The organism is Curtobacterium sp. VKM Ac-2884, assembly GCF_015350945.1.
GTDB lineage: Bacteria > Actinomycetota > Actinomycetes > Actinomycetales > Microbacteriaceae > Curtobacterium.
In genome coordinates this window covers 163697-183796 of sequence record NZ_JADKSA010000005.1, presented here as the reverse complement: position 1 = coordinate 183796, position 20100 = coordinate 163697, and the positions used below count along the sequence as shown (strand labels likewise).

At 71.1% G+C, this 20100-nt stretch carries 20 protein-coding genes; 5 read left to right on the top strand and 15 right to left on the bottom strand.

The features are described from left to right. Nucleotides 1–60: 60 nt before the first annotated feature. The 3 genes from ITJ60_RS14675 (at nt 61) to ITJ60_RS14665 (ending at nt 2010) form a co-directional block, all read left to right on the top strand. The gene (locus tag ITJ60_RS14675; RefSeq protein ID WP_111086179.1) at nt 61–657 is read left to right on the top strand and encodes a nitroreductase family protein; all 597 of its coding nucleotides are present in this window, start codon (nt 61–63) and stop codon (nt 655–657) included. 90 nt (nt 658–747) lie between these two features. After that, complete coding sequence (locus ITJ60_RS14670) at nt 748–1161, top strand: acyl-CoA thioesterase (RefSeq protein WP_194648450.1); 414 nt, start codon at nt 748–750, stop codon at nt 1159–1161. A gap of 90 nt (nt 1162–1251) precedes the next feature. Then, complete coding sequence (locus tag ITJ60_RS14665) at nt 1252–2010, top strand: HAD-IIB family hydrolase (protein ID WP_194648449.1); 759 nt, start codon at nt 1252–1254, stop codon at nt 2008–2010. A 59-nt stretch (nt 2011–2069) separates the two neighbouring features. On the opposite strand, the gene ITJ60_RS14660 is transcribed toward ITJ60_RS14665, so the two are convergent. Together ITJ60_RS14660 and ITJ60_RS14655 are read right to left on the bottom strand one after the other, a co-directional pair. After that, nucleotides 2070–2693: a phosphoribosylanthranilate isomerase gene (locus tag ITJ60_RS14660; protein WP_194648448.1), complete on the bottom strand. Its 624-nt coding sequence runs from the start codon at nt 2691–2693 to the stop codon at nt 2070–2072. A gap of 49 nt (nt 2694–2742) precedes the next feature. Next, entirely contained in the window at nt 2743–3795 is a 1053-nt protein-coding gene (locus tag ITJ60_RS14655; protein ID WP_123293556.1) for a serine/threonine-protein kinase, read from the bottom strand. 201 nt (nt 3796–3996) lie between these two features. Between ITJ60_RS14655 and ITJ60_RS14650 the strand changes: the two genes are divergently transcribed. After that, complete coding sequence (locus tag ITJ60_RS14650; RefSeq protein ID WP_194648447.1) at nt 3997–4200, top strand: DUF2945 domain-containing protein; 204 nt, start codon at nt 3997–3999, stop codon at nt 4198–4200. Between the two features lie 11 nt (nt 4201–4211). On the opposite strand, the gene ITJ60_RS14645 is transcribed toward ITJ60_RS14650, so the two are convergent. Then, on the bottom strand, nt 4212–4994 hold the full coding sequence (locus tag ITJ60_RS14645; protein WP_194648446.1) for a DedA family protein: 783 nt from the start codon (nt 4992–4994) through the stop codon (nt 4212–4214). A 51-nt stretch (nt 4995–5045) separates the two neighbouring features. Further along, the gene (locus ITJ60_RS14640; RefSeq protein ID WP_194648445.1) at nt 5046–6221 is read right to left on the bottom strand and encodes an ROK family transcriptional regulator; all 1176 of its coding nucleotides are present in this window, start codon (nt 6219–6221) and stop codon (nt 5046–5048) included. 36 nt (nt 6222–6257) lie between these two features. Between ITJ60_RS14640 and ITJ60_RS14635 the strand changes: the two genes are divergently transcribed. Continuing rightward, nucleotides 6258–7991 carry a beta-N-acetylhexosaminidase gene (locus tag ITJ60_RS14635; RefSeq protein ID WP_194648444.1) on the top strand — a complete coding sequence of 578 codons (1734 nt, stop codon included), beginning with the start codon at nt 6258–6260 and terminating at the stop codon, nt 7989–7991. A gap of 281 nt (nt 7992–8272) precedes the next feature. Here ITJ60_RS14635 and ITJ60_RS14630 read toward each other — a convergent pair whose 3' ends face one another. From ITJ60_RS14630 to ITJ60_RS14580, 11 genes are all read right to left on the bottom strand, one after another. Then, on the bottom strand, nt 8273–10339 hold the full coding sequence (locus ITJ60_RS14630; RefSeq protein ID WP_194648443.1) for a PTS fructose transporter subunit IIABC: 2067 nt from the start codon (nt 10337–10339) through the stop codon (nt 8273–8275). A gap of 98 nt (nt 10340–10437) precedes the next feature. Then, complete coding sequence (locus ITJ60_RS14625; RefSeq protein WP_194648442.1) at nt 10438–11433, bottom strand: 1-phosphofructokinase family hexose kinase; 996 nt, start codon at nt 11431–11433, stop codon at nt 10438–10440. Continuing rightward, complete coding sequence (locus tag ITJ60_RS14620) at nt 11430–12218, bottom strand: DeoR/GlpR family DNA-binding transcription regulator (protein ID WP_194648441.1); 789 nt, start codon at nt 12216–12218, stop codon at nt 11430–11432. The genes ITJ60_RS14625 and ITJ60_RS14620 overlap by 4 nt, the downstream gene beginning before the upstream one ends. 331 nt (nt 12219–12549) lie before the next feature. Continuing rightward, complete coding sequence (locus ITJ60_RS14615) at nt 12550–13356, bottom strand: carbohydrate ABC transporter permease (protein WP_240347571.1); 807 nt, start codon at nt 13354–13356, stop codon at nt 12550–12552. A 65-nt stretch (nt 13357–13421) separates the two neighbouring features. Next, nucleotides 13422–14465, bottom strand: a complete 1044-nt coding sequence (locus tag ITJ60_RS14610) for a carbohydrate ABC transporter permease (RefSeq protein ID WP_173169820.1) — start codon at nt 14463–14465, stop codon at nt 13422–13424. A 3-nt stretch (nt 14466–14468) separates the two neighbouring features. Continuing rightward, nucleotides 14469–15794 (bottom strand): sugar ABC transporter substrate-binding protein, encoded by a 1326-nt coding sequence (locus ITJ60_RS14605; protein WP_194648440.1) that lies wholly within the window; start codon nt 15792–15794, stop codon nt 14469–14471. A 283-nt stretch (nt 15795–16077) separates the two neighbouring features. Further along, on the bottom strand, nt 16078–17277 hold the full coding sequence (locus ITJ60_RS14600; protein WP_194648439.1) for an ABC transporter permease: 1200 nt from the start codon (nt 17275–17277) through the stop codon (nt 16078–16080). Further along, a complete protein-coding gene (locus tag ITJ60_RS14595; protein ID WP_194648438.1) occupies nt 17274–18011 on the bottom strand; it encodes an ABC transporter ATP-binding protein in 738 nt (245 codons plus the stop codon). The genes ITJ60_RS14600 and ITJ60_RS14595 overlap by 4 nt, the downstream gene beginning before the upstream one ends. Then, nucleotides 18008–19054, bottom strand: a complete 1047-nt coding sequence (locus ITJ60_RS14590; RefSeq protein WP_194648437.1) for a peptidoglycan-binding protein — start codon at nt 19052–19054, stop codon at nt 18008–18010. The genes ITJ60_RS14595 and ITJ60_RS14590 overlap by 4 nt, the downstream gene beginning before the upstream one ends. Before the next feature lie 8 nt (nt 19055–19062). Continuing rightward, complete coding sequence (locus ITJ60_RS14585) at nt 19063–19557, bottom strand: hypothetical protein (RefSeq protein WP_194648436.1); 495 nt, start codon at nt 19555–19557, stop codon at nt 19063–19065. Between the two features lie 26 nt (nt 19558–19583). Further along, the gene (locus ITJ60_RS14580; protein WP_194648435.1) at nt 19584–20099 is read right to left on the bottom strand and encodes a hypothetical protein; all 516 of its coding nucleotides are present in this window, start codon (nt 20097–20099) and stop codon (nt 19584–19586) included. Between the last annotated feature and the right edge of the window lies 1 nt (nt 20100).

Sequence of the window (20100 nt, the reverse complement as noted above, 5' to 3'; positions counted from 1 at the left end):
GCACCATGTGACGTCGCTCAGGTCGGAAATGCGTTCGCATCGAATACCGTTGCAGGCACCATGACCTCGACGAACGCCGACACCCTCACCCGGTCCACCGACTCCAGCCAGCCCCTCGTGCCCCTGCTCGAAGAGCGCTGGAGCCCCCGTTCCTACGACGAGACCGCGACGATCTCGGACGAGCAGTTCGACGCCGTCCTCGAGGCCGCTCGCTGGGCCGCGTCGGCGATGAACTTCCAGCCCCGCCGCTTCATCGCGGGCCGTCGTGGCACCGAGACGTTCCGCAAGATCAACGAGAACCTGCTCGGCTTCAACGCCGCCTGGGCCTTCCGCGCCAGCGCCCTCGTCGTCGGCGTGCTCGAGACCGTGACCGAGGACGGCGACGAGCGTCCCTTCGCGCAGTACGACCTCGGCCAGTCGCTCGCAGCCCTCACCGTCCAGGCGCACGCCGAGGGCCTGCACGTGCACCAGATGGCGGGCATCGACGCCGCCGGCCTCCGCGCCGCGTTCGACCTGCCGGAGCGCTTCCTGCCCTTCACCGTGACCGCCATCGGCACCGTCGCGCACCCGTCCCAGCTCGATGAGAAGGCGGCCGAGCGCGAGGTCGCACCGCGCACCCGCCTGCCCCTCGACGAGGTCGTGCTCGTCAAGGAGTAGTCCTCGGCACCAACGTCCGGCCGCGTCCCTGTAGGGCGCGGCCGCTGTCGTCTCCGCTGCTGCCGCCGCCGACGCGTAGAATGTCGTGACATGCAGCCCGAGATGAACTTCTACACCCGCAAGTGGGTCCGCCCCGAGGACCTGAACGCCAACGGCACCCTGTTCGGCGGCAGCCTGCTCCGCTGGATCGACGAAGAGGCCGCGGTCTACGCGATCATCCAGCTCGGCAACGGCAAGGTCGTCACGAAGTACATGTCGGAGATCGAGTTCGTGTCCTCGGCGAAGGAGGGTGACATCGTCGAGATCGGCCTCGTCGCCACCCGCTTCGGCCGCAGCTCGCTCACGATGCGGGCCGAGGCGCGCAACCTCTTCACGCACCGCAGCATCCTCACCATCGACGAGGTCGTGTTCGTGAACCTCGACGACGACGGCAACCCGGCGCCGCACGGCTACAAGGACATCACGTACGACCGCGACCGGGTCCCCGCGACGCACCGCGCCTGACCCGCGTGACCCCGCAGACATCGCGCAGCAGTCGCGTGCGGTGAACACCGCACCCGGCACGTGATCGGTGGCCTCTGGCAGGATCGGGGCATGACCACGCCCCGCCTCGTCGCCTTCGACCTGGACGACACCCTCGCCCCGTCGAAGTCCTCCCTCGACCCCCGCATGCTCGAGACCTTCGCGTCCCTGCTCGAGGTCGTGCCGGTCGCGGTCATCTCCGGCGGCAACTTCACGCAGTTCGAGCAGCAGCTCGTCACCCCGCTCCGTCACCGTGACGGGCTGACCCTCGACGACCTGCACCTGCTGCCGACGTGCGGCACGCGGTACTACCGCTGGGCCGACGACGACTGGGCCCTGCAGTACGCCGAGGACCTCACCGACGACCAGAAGGCACGCGCCCTCGCAGTGGTCGAGTCCGTCGCGAAGGACGCCGGCTACTGGGAGTCCGAGACCTGGGGCGACATCCTCGAGGACCGCGGGTCGCAGATCACGTTCTCCGCGCTCGGCCAGGCCGCTCCGGTCGACGTCAAGAAGCAGTGGGACCCGACCGGCGCGAAGAAGGACGACCTGCGTCGCCGGGTGCAGGCGGAGCTCCCCGACCTCGAGGTGCGGTCCGGCGGCTCGACCAGCGTCGACATCACCCGCAAGGGCATCGACAAGGCGTACGGCATGCAGCGTCTCGCCGAGATCACCGGCATCGCGCTCGACGACATGCTCTTCGTCGGCGACCGGCTCGACCCCGAGGGCAACGACTACCCGGTGAAGGCCCTCGGTGTGCCGTGCCACGCGGTCGAGGGCTGGGAGGACACCGACGCCTTCCTGACCGAGCTCATCCCGACCCTGCGCTGACCCCGCGCTGACCCCGCGCCTCCAGGCCGTCGTCGCCCCGCGTCGAGAGCCGCGCGCGCTCAGCCCAGGCTGCGGACGGCCTCGACGAAGGCGCGGATCTTCGCCGGGTCCTTGACCCCGCGCTCCGACTCGACGCCGCTCGACACGTCGACGCCGTCGGGGTCGAGCGCCTCGACCGCGGCGACGACGTTGGCGGGGGTGAGCCCACCCGCCAGGATCCAGGCCTCGTCGATCCCGCCCTCGATCACGGCGGGGTCGATCAGCCGACCGCTGCCCGGCACGGCGGCGTCGAGCAACAGCAGGTCGTGGTCGTACGAGGAACGCTGCTCCGGGGTCTCGCGCAGGTAGTCCTCGGCCGCGAGGGCCCGGATGGTGAAGAAGCCGGCGTCGCGGGCTCGGGCGAAGTCGGTCGCGGCCTCGCCACCGTGCAGCTGCAGGGTGGTGAGCCCGACCTCGGACGCGATGCCGACGATCTCGTCGATCTTCTGGTCGCGGAAGACCCCCACGGCGTCGATGCCGTCCGGCAGCCGCTCGACGAGTTCCTTCGCCAGGTCGGCCGTCACGGTGCGGGGGCTGTTCGCGGCGAAGACGAACCCGACTGCGTCGGCGCCCGCGTCGACGGCGGCGTCCACGGTGTCGGGCGTCGACAGGCCGCAGATCTTGATCCAGCGCTGGTCGGTCATGCTGTCCATCCTGCCAGGGACCACGGACGAACGGGACGCGCGGGCTGCCTCAGTGCAGCATGCCCGCGACGTAGGCGGAGCCGCACGCGACCAGCACGCCGAAGGCTGCGAACGAGCCCACGAGCACGTTCCGACGGCGCCAGCGGCGGACGGCCGAGAAGGTGCCGCGCTTCGCGTGCCGGTGGGCCGCACGGTGCATCCGGTGGTCGCGCTGGTGCTTGACCCGCTCGGGTCCGAGCGGCACAGGGCCGGTGACCTGCGTGGAGCCGCCCCGCAGGGCGTTCGCGATCGCGACCGCGGTCGGACGACGCTCCGGGTCGCGGGCGGTCATCCGGCTGAGCAGTTCGCGCCACTCCGAGGCGACGTCATCCGGGATCTCGGGGTCGTGCCGCAGGCGGGCCAGTGCCGCCTCGATCAGGGTGCCCGAGTATTCCTGCTTGCCGGTCAGGGACTCGAGCAGCACCAGTCCGAGCGAGTACACGTCGGTGGCGAAGCTGATCGGTTCACCGGCGACCTGCTCGGGGCTCAGGTACGCCGCCGTGCCGATGATCGTGCCGTCGTTCGTCAGGCGGGAGCCGTCGACGAAGTGCGCGACACCGAAGTCGGTGAGCTTCACGGTCCGGGCGAAGCCGGACGACCCCTCGTCGCTGATCAGGATGTTGGCGGGCTTGACGTCCCGGTGCACGATGCCGCGCGAGTGCACGTAGGCCAGGGCGTCGGCGAGCTGGGCGCCGAGGTCGGCCACCTCGTAGTTGTGCAGGGCCCCCTCGGACAACCGGCGCAGCAGCGTCGTGTCGGCGATGAGCTCCATCACGATGAACCGGTGCGGGCCGTCGGGGAAGTCGTGCGTGCCGGCGTCGTAGAGCGGGATGAGCCCGGGGTGCGACAGCATGCTGAGGAGCCGGATCTCGCGCTCCTGCCGGACGCGGTCGGCCGTCGTCATCTTGTCCGGCGTCGCGAAGAGCTTCACGGCGACGGCGCGGTAGGTGTGCTCGTCGCGGGCTTCGTAGACGGTCCCCATGCCACCCGTGCCGATGAGCTTCACCAGCCGGTACCGGCCCGACAGGACCGTCTCCGTCCGCAAGCCGTCGAGCAGGGTCATGGTGTCCGTCGTTCCGTCGGGAGCCGCAGGTTCCGCGGCTGCTGCCGGCGTGTTGGCTCACGAGAAACGGTACGCGTCCGACTCCCGTTTTGGGCGGGTGTTATGACATCGTGATCGGCGTACTTCCCTGTGTTCATGCGGATGCATCAGGGTACCGTTCGACCTCCGACCAGGGTGAGCGATCACGCAAGGAGGACAGCGATGGCACTGACGAAGGGTGACGAGGTGCACTGGAACACCTCGCAAGGGAAGACGACCGGGAAACTCGTGCAGAAGCGCACCAGCGACTTCGAGTTCGACGGTCAGACGTTCAAGCCGACCGACGACGATCCGTACTGGATCGTCGAGTCGGAGAAGAGCGGCAAGCAGGCCGCGCACAAGGAGTCGGCGCTGACCAAGGCCTGACGACGACCGGCTCAGTCGCGGGCGGGCTCGGCGCGACGACGACCTCGTGCGCCCCCGCTCGCGGCACCGTCGCCGTTGCCGTTGCCGTTGCCGTTGCCGTTGCCGCCACCGTCCGCGCGACGGTCTGCCCGCCACCGTCGGACCCGCCGGACCACGAACGTCACCACGACGACGGCGATCGCGACGTAGAGCACCCGGTCGATCCACTCGGTGTACTGCTCGACGCGGTCGTACTGCGAGCCGAACGCGGCACCGAGCAGCACGAGGGCGCTGTTCCAGATGCCGCTCGCGATGATCGTGAACACCGAGAACGTGCCGAGGTGCATGCGGTCAGCGCCCGCGGGCAGGGAGATGAGGCTGCGCACGATCGGGACGAAACGACCGAAGAACACCGCGCTCTTGCCGTGCCGGTGGAACCACGCGGCGGCCTTGCGGAAGTCGTCCTCGTCGACCAGGGGGAGCTTGCCGAACCACCGTGTGGTGCGCTCGAACCCGATCTTCGCGCCGAGCCAGTAGAGCACCAGCGCCCCGAGGTAGGACCCGAGCGTCGCCAGCACGAGGACGAGCACGAGGTTCATCTGCCCGGCACCCGCCAGGAACCCGGCGAGCGGCAGGATGACCTCGGACGGGATCGGCGGGAACACCGTCTCGATGAAGAGCATGAGCGCGACGCCCCACTCCCCCAGGGCGTCGATGATCTGGAGCACGAGGCCGGAGAGTCCGCCCAGGTCCGAGGGAGCGGTGGAGTCGCCGGTGGCGACGGTCATGGCACGGGCGGTCACGGCAGTCGTCATGCCCCCAGCATCCCTGAGCGCCCTGTCAGGACCCGGCGCGGTACCTGAACGTCAGCCGAGTCCCATGTGCGAGCTCCGCACATGCGTCAACGACCGCGCGAGGGCACCGCGGGCGACGGCGTCGCGACCGACCGTCGACGGCACGATCTCGACGGGGTGCCGGAGCTGGGGAAGGACCACCGCGGCGAGCGCCTCGGCGAACACCGGCGCCGCCGGCAGGACCTCGCCCCCGACGACCACGACCTCGGGGTCGATCGTCGTGACGAGCTGCACGACGCCCGGCGCCACGTCGTTCGCGAATGCACGGACGACGTCGACTGCCGCCGGATCCGGAACGCCATCGCCGACGCGACCCGGCGCTGCGCACCCGCGCCCGGCCGCGGCGAAGACCGACTCGAGGTCCGTGTCGGACGTGATCCGGGCCTCCAGGCGGGCCGGCGCACCGGGCCACCCGGTCGAGGCAAGGCCGCCCATCTCGCCAGCCGCACCGCGCGCCCCGCGCGCCAACGCCCCGTCGATGACGTAGGCCGCACCGATCTGCCGGCCCATCACCAGGTACAGGCCGTCCTGGACGCCTCTGAAGCGCCCCCACATCGCCTCGGCGGTGGCGGCGAGCTTGGCGTCGTTGTCGAAGAACGTCGCGATGCCGGGGAAGAGGTCCTGGATCCGGCCGGGCACGCGGCGCTCGACCCACTCGGGCACCGCGACCGTGTAGTCGATCTCGCCGGCGCGGTCGACGACGGCGGGGACACCGAACGTGGCGGCGAGGACCGGGGACACCTCGGAGTCGGCCGTCAGGCGGCGGACGACGTCCTGCACGCTCGTCCAGGCCTGCTCCGCGTCGGCGAGGTCGGCGTAGCGCTCCTCGACCCGGGTGAGGGTGTTCCCGCGCAGGTCGGCGCGGATGCCGACGATGCCGTGCAGTCCGAGGTCGACGCCGAGCACGGAACCGGCGGTGGCGTCCGCGGCGAAGCGCTTGGCACGGCGGCCGGCCTTGTTCGGGGTGGCGATCGCCTCGGCCTCGGTCACCCAGCCCTCGTCGACCAGGTCTCCGAGCGCCGCCTCGACCGTGGGGCGGGAGAGCCCGACGGTGCGGCTGAGCTCGCTGACGGTGCGCGACGCGTCGTCGCGCAGGAGCTCGTCGAGGATGGCGCGGGAGTTCATGAGTCGGAGCACGCCCGGCGTCGTCCCGACGACACTCGGGATCGTTGACACGGTCTCGTCCACGGCCATAGCCTCCACATTACGAAAGATCATTGAGGAATGGTGGACTCCGACATGCTCATCCCACGACCGCGCCGCGCCGTCCCCGGCACCGGCGCCTTCGAGATCACCCCGTCGACCCGCATCGCAGCCGACGCAGCGAGCGGATCGGTCCGACTGTACCTGCAGCAGACGCTCCGGGCGTCGACCGGCCAGCCGGTCCGCGACGCAGCGGAAGACGGGGCGGCCTCCGCCGACGTGTCGGTCCGGACGGGCGTCATCTCGCTGCGCGTCAGCGACGATCCCTCCCTGCCCGCCGGCCCGCCGTCGCCCGAGGGCGAGCGCGCCGAGTCCTTCCGCCTGACCGTCACCCCCGACGGCGTGGACGTCGCAGGCGGCTCGGCCGCCGGCGTGTTCTACGGCGTCCAGGCACTCCTCCAACTCCTGCCCGCCGATGTGTACCGCAGCGGCCGCGTCGGCACCGGGCCGTGGTCCGTCCCGTCCACCATCGTCGAGGACGCGCCCGCCTTCGCCTGGCGCGGCGTCATGCTCGACGTCGCCCGGCACTTCCGCACCAAGCACGAGGTCATGCGCGTCGTCGACCAGCTCGCGGCGCACCGGATCAACCGGCTGCACTTCCACCTCACCGAGGACCAGGGCTGGCGCATCGAGATCCGGAAGTACCCGCGCCTGACCGAGATCGGGTCGTGGCGGCGCGAGTCCCAGGTGGGCGCACACGTCCCCGACGCCGACGGCGTGCTGCGCCCGGCATCGTTCGACGGCCGCCCGCACGGCGGCTACTACACGCAGGACGACATCCGCGAGATCGTCGCCTACGCGGCAGACCGGTTCGTCACCGTCGTCCCCGAGATCGAGACGCCCGGACACGTCCGTGCCGCGTTGGCCGCCTACCCGTCGCTCGGTGTGCACCCCGAGAGGCCGGTGGAGGTCTGGACCGAGTGGGGCATCGCCGACGACGTCCTGAACGCTGACGACAGCACCGTCGACTTCTTCAAGGACGTCCTCGACGAGGTCATCGCGCTCTTCCCCTCGCGCTACATCGGCATCGGCGGCGACGAGTGCCCGAAGGTGCAGTGGGTCGAGGACCCCCGCACGCAGGAGCGCCTGCGTTCGCTCGGACTCGAGGACGAAGAGCAGCTGCAGGCCTGGATCATCGGGCAGCTCGCAGCGCACGTCGCCTCGCACGGGCGGCAGGCGTTCGGCTGGGACGAGATCCTCGAGGGCGGCACCCTCGACCCCTCGGCGACCATCGTGTCGTGGCGCGGTCTGACCGGCGCCCGGACGGCGGCGAAGCGCGGACACGACGTCATCTCGTCGCCCGACGACCAGGCCTACCTCGACTACCGCCAGAGCGACCTGGCGACCGAGCCGATCCCGGTGTCCATCGTGCTGACGGTCGACGACGTCTTCGGGTTCGACCCGGTGCCGTCCGGCCTGACCGAGTCCGAGCGTGCCCACGTCATCGGCGGCCAGGGCAACATGTGGACAGAGCACGTGGACACCGCCCGGAAGCTCGACTACCAGCTGTTCCCGCGGGTGGCGGCGTTGGCCGAGGCGCTCTGGTCGGCCGACGTCACCGGACCGCGCGACGTCGCCGAGTTCCGCGGCCGGCTGGCCGAGCACACCGCGCGGCTCGAGGCGATGGGCATCGAGTACCGGCACGAGGCCGGGCCCTTCCCGTGGGAGCAGCGCCCGGGCGTCCCGGGGCGGCCGCACTCGCGCGAGGACCGTGCCGCCTACATCGACGCGGTCACAGCCAACATCGCGGAGTAGGGCACCGGGCACGCGCGGGCGCGGTGCCTCGCGCGCGCGCTCGCGCACCGCGCTGAGGTTCCACGACTCGCCGCTCACTTCCGCCGAGGTTCCACGAACGGCCCCGTACGTCCGTGAGGTTCCGAGATCTCGGAACCTCACGGGGTGGTCGCGACCACGAACGGACGGGAGGCACGGTGCCAGCTGGCACCCCTCGCTCGCAAGCTCGGTCGGCGCGCCCCGCGCAACGCTTCGCGTTGCCGCTGAGCGGGGCGCGCCCGTCCGTCAGGTGGTGACGTCGACTACGCGGCGACGGCCACGCGGTCGCCAGCGGTCTCCGACACGGCGGCATCCGCCGCCGGCGCCTTCCGGACCCACTTCTTCAGCCCGACCAGCACGAGCGCGGAGACGACCGTGCCGGCGAGGATCGCGAGCACCCAGACCACGAACGAGTCGATCGCGAAGAACACGAACACCCCGCCGTGCGGTGCGCGCGAGGTCACACCGGCTGCCATCGAGATCGCTCCCGTGACCGCGGCGCCGACCATCGAGGCCGGGATGACCCGCAGCGGGTCGGCCGCGGCGAACGGGATCGCACCCTCGGAGATGAACGAGGCGCCGAGCAGCCACGCGGCCTTGCCGTTCTCCCGCTCGGGCTTGGTGAAGCCCTTGCGGTAGAGCACGGTCGAGGCGAGTGCCAGGGCCAGCGGCGGGACCATGCCGGCGCCCATGACCGCTGCCATGATCTCGAACGGCACGACGTTCGTCGCGGAGCCCGCTCCGAGCCCGGCCACGGCGAACGCGTAGGCGACCTTGTTGACCGGACCGCCGAGGTCGAACGCCATCATGAGGCCGAGGATGATGCCGAGCAGGATCACCGAGGTGCCGTTGAGCGAGTTGAGCCAGGTCGTGAGCTGCGTCATCAGCCAGGCGATCGGGCCGCCGAGCACGAGCAGGAGCAGACCGGACGCCACGATCGAGGCGATCAGCGGGATGATCACGACGGGCATCAGGCCACGCAGCCAGCGCCAGGTCGGGATGCGACCGATCCAGTACGCGGCGGCTCCGGCGAGCAGACCGCCAACAAGACCGCCGAGGAAGCCGGCGTTCATGAAGACGGCGACGGATCCGGCGACGAAGCCGGGCGCGATGCCGGGTCGGTCGGCCATGGCGTACGCGATGTACCCGGCGAGTGCTGCGACCAGGAAGCCGAGGGAGATCCCACCGATCTGGAACGCGGCGGCGCCGAGGTAGTAGGCCAGGCCCTCCGGCGGCAGGTTCAGCAGCGTGTAGTTCGTCAGCGTGTAGACGGCGTTGTTCTGACCCGAGTCACCGTGCGCGAGCGCGATGCCGTAGCCGGCGAGCAGGAACCCGAGCGCGATGAGCAGCCCGCCGCCCGCGACGAACGGGATCATGTAGCTGACGCCGGTGAGCAGCCAGCGCTTGAGCGCCTGGCCGAAGTGCTCGTTCTTGGCGGTGGACCCACCGTCGACGGCTGCGCCACCCTGGACGCGTGCAGCGTTCGGGTCCTCCGAGGCGCGGATGGCCTCGGCGATCATCTTGTCGGGCTCGTCGACGCCGCGCTTGACGGGTCCGGACACGAGCGGTTTCCCTGCGAAGCGGCCGCGGTCGCGGACGTCGACGTCGACCGCGAACACGACGGCATCGGCGCGGGCGATGAGGGCGGGGTCGAGGGGCTCGACCTGCGAGGACCCCTGGGTCTCGACGTGCATCTCGGCGCCGGCGCGCTGCGCCGCGGCAACGAGGGCGTCGGCCGCCATGTAGGTGTGCGCGATGCCGGTCGGGCAGGCGGTGACGCCGACGAAGACCTTGCGGCCCGGCGCGGGTGCGGCGGTCGGACTGGAGGCGCTGCTCGCCTTCCCGACACCGGCTTCGGACACCTCGCCGCTCACCTCGCGGTCGACGAGCTGGACGATCTCGTCCGGGGTGGCTGCGGCGCGCAGGGCGGCGGTGAAGTCGTCGCGGATGAGCGCGCGGGCCAGGGTCGAGAGGACCGTCAGGTGGTCCTTGTCGGCTCCCTCGGGTACAGCGATCATGAACACGATGTCGGCGTCGCCGTCCGGGGCGCCGAACGACACCTTCCGGGCGAGACGCGCGAACGCGAGGGTCGGCTCGGACACCGATGCCGAACGGGCGTGCGGGATCGCGATGCCACCGGGCACGCCGGTGCCGACGCTGGCCTCGCGCTTGATGGCGTCCTCGGCCAGGACCCGGCCGTCGGCGGCGCGGCCGGTCGCGGCGACGCGGTCGGCGAGGACGCGGATGACGTCGGCCGAGGTGGCACCGAGGTCCTCGTCGAGGCCGACGAGCTGGGCGCTGATGAGGCGCGGACTCGAGTCTGCGGACATGTGCTTGCTCCTTCGCAATGGCGCTGGTCGCGCGGGTCGTGCAGGTGTTCGGGGAGTGGGGGGGGTGTTCGAGCGGGCGGTGTTCGGGCTGGGGGGGGTCAGGCGGGCTCGGGTGCCGGGTGCGTCGTGAGCACCCGGACCGAGATCGCCGTCGGGTCGGTGTGGTCGAGGGCCGGCACGTCGCTGCCGGGCAGGGCTGCGGCGGCGGCTCCGGTCGCGACGGCCTGGGCGAGGCGCTGCTCGGGGGACGCTCCGGCCACCTCGGCGAGCAAGTAGCCCGCGAGCGAGGAGTCCCCCGCGCCGACGGTGGAGCGGGCGACGATCCGCGGCGCTGCGGCGGCGAAGGCACCCTCGTCCGACACCAGCACGGCGCCGGCGCTGCCGAGGGTCAGCAGGACCGAGCCGACGTTCCGGTCGCGCAACCGCTCTGCGGCGGCGACGGCGGCGTCGAGGTCCTGCTCGTAGGTGTCCGGGTCGCCGCCGACGACCTCGGCGAGCTCCTCGGCGTTCGGCTTGACCAGGTCGATCCGCTCGCCGGACTGCAGCAGTGCAGTGAACGGGACGCCGGACGAGTCGACCGCGATCCGGACGTCCTCGCCGTGGCGTGCACGGACGGCGCGGACGAGCACGGCGAGCGCGTCGTCGGGGAGTCCGGGCGGGAGCGATCCAGCGAAGACCACCCACCGGGCGGCGGGTCCGGTGGCGGTCGCCGCCGCCGTGTCGGCGACCAGGTCGGCCAGGTCGTCGAGGCGTCCGGCGAGCGAGGGCCCGGGTTCGTTGAGCTTCGTGGTGGTGCCGGTCGGTTCGGTGACGGTGACGTTCGAGCGGAGCGGCGCACCGATCGGCAGGGCGGCGGTCGGGATGCCCCGCGTGGCGAGCCCGAGCAGCACGGGGTCGAGCTCGTCGCCGGGCAGCACGGCGATGGTGTCCCCACCGCTCGCGACGACGACGCGGGACACGTTGACGCCCTTGCCGCCGGGCTCCGCGGTGGAGCGGGTGGCGCGCTGGACGGCGCCGCGCTGCAGTTCGCCGGAGAGCTCGATGGTGCGGTCGAGGCTCGGGTTCGGCGTGACGGTGACGATGCGGCGGCTCATGCGACCACGACCTCGACGTCGGCGTCGGTCAGGGCACCGGCGAGGTCGGCCGGCGGCTCCTGGTCGGTGACCACGGTGTCGATCTCGTCAAGCCGGGCGAAGCGCATCAGGGCCTCGACCCCGTGCTTCGCGGCGTCGGCGAGCACGACGGCTCGGCGGGCGGCGAGGACGTAGGCGCCCTTGACCGCGGCCTCGTACTCGTCCGGGGTGCTCAGCCCGAAGCCGGCGGACAGACCGTTCGTGCCGACGAACGCGATGTCGGGCCGCAGGGCGCTGATCTGCTCGACGGTGGCGGTCCCGACGGCGGCGCTCGTGACCCCGCGCACCCGGCCACCGAGTAGGTGCAGCTCGACGTGCTCGCTGTGCTGCAGGGTCGCGGCGATCGGGACGGAGTTCGTGATGACGGTGAGGGTCGCGCCGGCGGTGGCGGGTTCCCACCGGGCGAGTTCGGCGGCGACGGCGGCGCAGGTGGTGCCGGCGTCGATCGCGATCGAGCCCGTGAAGGTCGAGGGCACCAGGTGCATCGCGGCGCGGGCGATCTCGGACTTCGCGGAACCGTGCTGCCCCTCGCGCTCGGCAACGGAGAGTTCGACGACGCTCGAGCGGCCGATCGGCACCGCTCCCCCGTGCACGCGGCGCAGGACCCCGGCGGACTCGAGGGTGTCGAGGTCACGGCGCACGGTCTCGGTGGTGACGTCGAAGTGCTCGGCCAGATCGGCGACGGAGACCCGGCCGGCGTCCTGCAGCGCTGCTGCGATCGCGTCGTGCCGCTCGGTTGCGTACATGCCCGAACTCCTTCGTTCCCGTGGGTTTCAGGAACCATAAGCCACAAACCCACACAAACACAACCACTCCGCCCCGCGTCCCCTTCCCCCGAGGTTCCGAAATCTCGGCATCTCGCGGTGCCCACAGCCCGTCCGTGGAACCTCGGCAGACCACACACGGCGAGTCGTGGAACCTCGGCGACCGGCACCGGGCGTGTCAGCGCGAGCGATCACCTGCGGCCGGGCACCTGCTCACGAACACCCCACACGCACGACCACCTGACCCGCACGACCACCCCACACGCACGAACACCCCGCCGCGTGTGTGCGACGGGGTGTTCGGTCGAGCGGGTCAGCCCTTGACGGCTCCCGCGGTCATACCGCTGACGAGCCGACGCTGCACGATGAGGAAGAAGACGACCACGGGGATCGAGAACAGCACACTCGCCGCCATCAACCCACCGAAGTCCGTGCCCTTGTTCGTCGAGAAGCCCGCGAGCCAGACCGGCAGCGTGTACATCCCCTGGTCCTTGAGCATCACGTACGCGATCAGGTAGTCGTTCCACGCCGCGATGAACGCGAACACGCTCGTGGCGATGACCCCGGGCATCACGAGCGGGAACAGCACACTCCACAGGATCCGGAAGGTGCCGGCCCCGTCGACCTTCGCTGCCTCCTCGATCTCGACGGGCACCGCGACGAAGAACCCGCGCATCACCCAGATCGAGAACGGCAGCACGCTCGCGACGTACGCCAGGATCAGCCCGACGTAGCTGTTGAGCAGACCGAGGGTCTGGAACGACAGGAACAGCGGGATGAGCAGCGCGCCCGACGGGATCATCTGCACGAACAGGATGCCGACCAAGATCGCCCGCCGCCCGCGGAACCGGAACCGCGACAGCGCCGCCGAGGCCAGGAACCCGACCACGATCGACAGCAGCACGGCGGCCACCACGACGATCGTCGAGTTCCGCAGGTAGACCAGGAAGCCCTCTTGCGTGAGCGCGCGGGTGAAGTTGTCGAGCGTGGGGTGCAGCGGCGCCCAGATCGGGGTCATGGTGGTGACCTCGTCCGCCGGCTTGAAGGCGGTGTTGACCATCCAGTAGATCGGGAACACCCACACCAGGCAGAACACCACCGCGATGGTGTTCGCGACCACGCGCGGCTTCCGCTTCCGCGAACGCACGGGAACCGGCGCAGAGACCGGCGCAGCACTCGAGACGGTCACAGGTCCTCCTCCCCGCTGCGGACGAGCCGGCGGATGTAGTAGCTGGTGAGCGCGCCGAGGATCACGGTCGAGATGACGGCGATCGCGGCGCCCTGGCCGTACGCGTTGGAGACGAACGACTTCACGAACGTCCAGATGCCGAGCGTCAGGGTGGCCTCTTCCGGACCGCCCCTCGTGAGCAACCAGATCTGGTTGAAGACGTTGAAGTCCCAGATCACCGACAGGATCGACACGAGCAGCAGGGTCGGAGCGAGTGCCGGCAGCGTGATCGCGCGGTACATCGTCCACGTCGACGCACCGTCGAGCGCCCCGGCCTCGTAGTACTCCGGCGCGATCTGCGACTGTGCGGCGTAGAGCGTCAGGGCGACGAACGGCACGGCCTGCCAGATCACGAGCGTGAGCACGATCGTGTACGCCTGCCCGGGGTGCGACGCCCAGTTGTCCTGCGTGTGGTCGCCGAACACCCGCAGCTGCGTGATGAGCCAGTTGAGCACCCCGTAGAAGGGCTGGAACAGCCACTGCCACACCAGGCTCGAAGCGACGTTCGGCATCGCCCACGCCAGCACGAGCACGACGCTGACCACGGTGCGCATCGCGACGCCGAGTCGGGTCAGCAGCTGCGCGACGCCCATCCCGATGACGATCGTGCCGAGCACCATCGCCCCGGTGACCAGGACGGTGCGCAGGATGACCGGCCAGAACGAGGCGTCGGTCAGGACGTTCGTGTAGTTCGAGACGCCGGCGAACCCGGCTTCCCCGGTGAAGATCGCCCGGAGCCCGTAGTCCTGGAACGAGATGACGACGAGCCGGACGAGCGGGTAGACGACGAGCGCGAGCAGGAGGATCGCCGCGGGCGCCAGCAGGACGAGCGGAGCGCGCGACGCCACCGCCGACCGACGACGCGCCCCGCGGCCGGGACGGACCGGCCGCCCCGACCCGGCACCGCCGCTGCCCCCGGTGCCCGCGCCCCCGGTCCCCCCGCCGCCGGCGACCGGCTCGGACTGCTCCGAACCGGTCGCCTGCTCTGCAGTGGACGTCATCGACTACTGCTGCGCGTTCAGCGCTGTCGTGAGGTGCTTCGAGAAGCCCTCGGCGGCCTGCTCCGGCGACTTCCGCCCGGTGGCGATGTCCGCGAACATCGACTGGAACGACGCGTCGCCCTCGATGGTCGCCCAGCCCGGCGTCGCCGGGGTCGGACGACTCGTGCCCGCTGCCGCGAAGTACGGCTTGTGCAGGGTGTCGACGTCGTCGGCCACGGCGTCGAGCAGCTCGGTCGAGTTCGGCTCCCAGCCGTCCACACCGAACACCTGGTCCTGCTGGAACTCCTTCGAGGTCAGGATCTTCAGGTAGTACAGCGCGAGGTCCTGGTTGGCGGCCTTCGTCGGGATCCCGAGGTCGGAGCCACCGAGGAACACCGGCTGCGTCTTGCCGTCGGTCTGCGAGGGCATCGGGAACGTACCGATCTGGTCGGCGAGCGCCGGCTTCGCCGTGGTGATCGAACCGATCTCCCACGCCGAGCCGAGGAACGCCGAGGTGTTGCCCTGCGCGAAGACGTCGCTCTGCGAGGGCTTGTCGGTGTTGATGTCCTGCGTCGACTTCGCGGAGTAGTCGTTCTGGAACGTCTTCCACGCCGTCAGGCCCTGCACGGCGTCGTCGGAGTCGAGCTTCCCGGTCCACTTGCCGTCCTTGTCGGAGGCGATCTCGCCGCCGGCGTCCCAGACCCACTGCAGCCCGCCGTACCAGTACTGGCCGGGCATGTAGAAGGCGGAGAAGTCGCTCGCCGTGTTGGCGGCCTTGACCTTGTCCAGGTCGGCGGTGAGCTCGTCGTAGGTGGTCGGCACGTCGGTGACTCCGGCGTCCTTCCAGACCTTCTTGTTGTAGACGACGGCGCGGTTGCCGGCGAACAGCGGAGCACCGTAGAGCTTGTCGTCCACCGTGGCCGGCCCCTCGAGCCCGGTGAGCCAGGTCTGGCCGTCCTTGAGCTCGTCGCGGTACGGCGTCAGGTCCATGAGACCGCCGGCCGCCGCGTAGACCGGCACCTGCGTGTTGCCGAGGTCGACCACGTCCGGGGCGTCGTCCTGGGCGAGCGCCGTGGTGAGCTTGGTGGTGATCCCGTCCCACTGCTGGGTCTGGATCTTCACCTTCGCCCCGGTGTCCTTCGTGAACTGCTTCTGAGCTGCGTCGAGGACCTTGTCGCTCAGGTCGCCGTTCATCATCCAGACGGTGATGGTCTTGCCCTTGCCATCGGGTGTGCCGATGGCCTTCGTGCCACCGTCGGAAGCTCCGTTGCTTCCGGCGGAGCACCCGGTGAGGGCGAGCGCGGCCGCCAGGCCGAGCGCACCGAGTGCGGCGAAACGCGTGCGTGTCACGTTGACTCCCTTGGTCCGGCCTTTATGAAAGGTCGTTGCGTATTCGCAATAGAAGACCTTCCGAGAGCCCTTGTCAACCGTTGGATCGGTCCCTGTGAGCGCGTTCGATCCGCGTGTTTCCGGGGGATCACGGATGGCGAACAGATCGTCGCCAACGCTTGACGCGACTGGTCATGACCAGGCATGATCTGCGCCGCGCGTCGACGGGGTGGACGGGACGACCGGGAGGCCCGGTGCCGGTCCCGCAGACCGGCACCGGGCCTCCCGGATCACCACCACGGCCTCAGACGGCCGCCAGGGCGGACGTCGGTGGGATGCGCGCTGCGCGCGCTGCCGGGTACCACCCGGACACACCGCCGATCACGACGGTCGCGCCGAGCCCGCCGCCGACGGCCCACGGCGGGATCGCCACCGGCCACCCCTGCGCCAGGGCGAAGGCGACCGTCACCCCGACCCCGATCACCACACCGGCCACCCCGCCCAGGAACGACAGCAGCAGCGACTCGACCAGGAACTGGTCGCGGATGTTCCGCCGCCGTGCCCCGAGGGCTCGGCGGACGCCCACCTCGGCTCGGCGTTCCAGCACCGTGATCACCATCGTGTTGGCGACCCCGATGCCGCCGACGAGCAGTGCGACGCCGCCGATGCCGACGAGCAGGCCGGTGAACGAGTCGTCCGTGGCGTCCTTCGCGGCGAGCGCGTCGGACGGCCGGGTCACGCCGACGTCCTGCGGGGACCCCGGACTGATCGCGTTCGCCAGGACGTCCCGTGCCGGCGCGACGCGCGAAGGGTCGACCCGGGTGTAGACGGCGGTCGGCGCCCCGTCGAACCCGAGCTCGGTGGCGAGTCCCCGCGGCACGAACACCTGGTTGTCGAGGTCCTCCGCGAGCTGGATCGGCCGCAGGATGCCGACCACCTGCACCCACTGCCCGCCCATCCACACCCGGGTGTCCGAACGGACCCGATCGATGCCCAGGGACTCGGCGGCGGCGGCGCCGAGCACGACCTGGTCCGGCGCACCGTCGGAGTCGTCGATCCACCGACCGGACGCGAGCGTGCCACCGAGCACCTCGGGCACGTCGCCCCACGCTGCCATCACGCCGATGCCCTTCGTCTCGGGCGCCGCGATGAACTCGTTGCGGTACACGGCGCCGTCCTTCACGGTGCCGACCGCAGCGGCGGACTGCACATCGTCCTGCCGCATCGCCGACTCGAGCGCAGTGGCCGGCAGCGGCGGCGCGTCGCCGAACCCCTGCGCCTGGGTGGCGGTGAGGACGTTCGTGCCGAGCGCATCGAGGACCTGGTCGAGCTTGGCCTTGCTCGACGACGAGATCCCGACGACGGCGATCATCGCGGCGATGCCGATCGCGATCCCGAGTGCCGAGAGGACCACGCGGCCCGGTCTGGTGCGCAGACCGAACACCCCGAGCCGCAGCAGGTCGACGCCGCCGAGGCGGGCCCGCGCGGGCCGCGCGGCGCTCACCGTCCACCCCCGATCGCGGAGGCGAGGTCAGCGGCGGAGGCCCGCACCGCCCCTTCGGCAGCCTCCGCCGAGTCGTGCTCGACCAGCCCGTCGCGCATCCGCACCTGTCGCGGCAACGAGGCGGCGAGGTCGAGGTCGTGCGTGATGACGAGCACGGTCGTCCCGGCGGCGTTGAGCTCGCGGAGGAGCGCCAGGATGGCCGATCCCGATGCCGAGTCGAGCGCCCCGGTGGGTTCGTCCGCGAGCAGGATCGTCGGGTCACCCACGATCGCGCGCGCGATGGCCACCCGCTGCTTCTCACCACCGGACAGCTGGTTGGGCCGGTGCTCCACCCGGTGCGCCAGCCCGACCCGTCCGAGGGCCTCGACCGCCCGCCGGTGCCGCTCCCGACGGCCGGTGCCGGCGTAGAGCAGGCCGTCGGCGACGTTCTCCGCCGCGGTCGCACCCGCTTGCAGGTGGAAGTGCTGGAACACGAACCCGATGTGCTCGGCCCGGAGCGCGGAGAGCGCGTCGTCGGACATCGTGGCGACGTCGTTGCCGGCGATCGTCACGGTGCCGTCAGTGGGCCGGTCGAGCGTGCCGACGGTGTTGAGCATCGTGGACTTGCCCGAGCCGGACGGACCGACGACGGCGACGAGTTCCCCGGCGGCGACGTCGAGGGTCACCCCGCGGAGCGCTGCGACGTCGCCGTAGGTCTTCGTGACACCGCGGAGGGTGAGGACCGGGACCGTCATCCGGGGACCACCACACGGTCACCCTCGGACACGGTGCCGGTGATCGCGATCCTGCCGTCCGCGATGAGTCCGGGTGTCACGGGGACGCGCTTCGTCGTGCCGTCGCGCCGGACGACGTCGACCGCGTACTTCCCGTTCCCGCTCGTGACGAGCGCCGCGACCGGCACGGAGAGGACACCCCGCTCGGTGGTGCCGGCGGCATCGATCTGCGCCGACGCCGCCGCCGGCAGCTTGCGGCTGCCGGGCTCGAACGACACGGAGACGTCGACCTTCGACTCGGCGTCCTCACCGGCGCTCGGCTGCAGGTCGGACACCTCGCCCGCCATCGCCGCACCGCTCCCGTTGATCCGGATCTGCACCTTCGTCCCGACGGCGAGTCGTTCGGCATCACGTTGGGACACGGTCGCGACGACGATGCGCGACGTGCTCGTGACCGACAGGACGTCGCCGCTCTCGCCCGCCGCCGGCTGCCCGAGCTTCCCGTCGACCGTCGCCACGCGGACGTCCCCGTCGACGAACGCGATGTCCGCCGAGGTCAGCACGCCCGTGGCCCTGTGCCCGCGGTCCTTCTGCCACTGCTGCACCGCGCGCTGTGTCCGAGGGCCGAAGGTGTCGTCCTGCGCGACGTCGTACCCGAGGGCCGCGAGGTTGTCGTTGAGCTGCTGGACATCGGTGCCCCGCAACCCCCGCTCGAGCGATCGCCAGAGCGGGACGGTGCCGTGCATCGACCGGACCCCGCGCTCGTCGACGGCGTACAGGAACTCGTCGCGACGGATCACCTCCCCCGGCTTCGGCAGCCAGGTGAGCACGCCGGGGGCTGCCCCCGGGACACCGGAGGCCGTGCCGTACCCGAGCGTGCCGGCGAACACCTTCGAGTCCGTCAGGTCGCCCTTCGTGACGACGGTGGTCGGGTGCTTCACCGTCGACGTTTCGGCCGCGGACGATGCCGGCGCCTGCAGGTCGATGACCGCCCAGGTACCGACGCCGGCCGCGAGCACCGCGACGAGGCACGCGCTGGCGACGAGCGCACGACGGCGGGACACGACGGCCCTCACTCCGTGCCGTCCTTCGGCTCGGATCCGGCGCCGAACGCCTGGTCGAAGCACTTCGAGGAGGCGTCCTGGAACGCCTGCTCGTCATCGGGCCGGTACGACTGCATCGCGGCGTCGCCGTCAGGGTAGTCCGAGAACCCGCTGTCCCGGATGCACTCCGCTGCCTGCTTCCGTTGCTCGGGCGTCCCGGCGGGCTTCGCCGCCTGGAACCCCTCGCCGGCGCCCTGGTCCCCCATGCACTCCTGCAGGTCGGTGTCCCACTGCTCCCCGTCGACGCCGTCGGGCGCCGCGAGGGTCTGCACCCCGCTGTTCGAACCCGGTTCGGACATGTCGTAGCCGCGGTCGCGCATGCACGACGAGAGCGAGACGCCGGACCCGCTGGATCCGTTCCCCGTCGTCGAACCGTCGGACGGAGCGCCGCCCGAGCAGGCGGTGAGCAGTCCCGGCAACAGCGCGACGGCGGCAGCGACGGCGGTGATGGTCTTCCTGGTCATGATCGGTCCTTCGTCTCGAGCCGACGTCAGCCGACGTGCTGGGTCTGCACGTCGGGTGCGAACTCGTCCATGCACTCCTGGACGGTCTTCTTGAACTCGTCGTCCTCGGAGTGCGCGTACCCGTCCGGGCTGAACGTGCCGGGCTTCTGCTCGGGGAAGTCGGGGTACCCGTCGTCCCGGATGCAGCTCGCGACCTGCGCGTACTGCCGTTCCCACTTCTGCTTCTCGGCGTTGCTCGTGCGCTTGACGCCGGCCTTCTCGGCGCAGTCCGTGCCGGCCGCGAGGAACTCCTCCTGGTCCGCGCTCGGCGGGATCTGCATGGCTCCCGAGGAGACCATCGCGTCGTCGGGGTCCTGGACGTCGTAGCCCGCGTCGCGCATGCAGTCGCCCCACTTCGCCCCGATCCCGGCGGCGGCGCTCTTCGTGGTGTCGGCTGCGGAGTCCGGGCCGGTCGAGCAGGCCGCGAGGGCGAACGGCGTCGTGCAGGCGATGAGTGCGGCGGCGATGAGCGCGGTCCCGCGGTTGCGTGTCGTGTGCTTCATG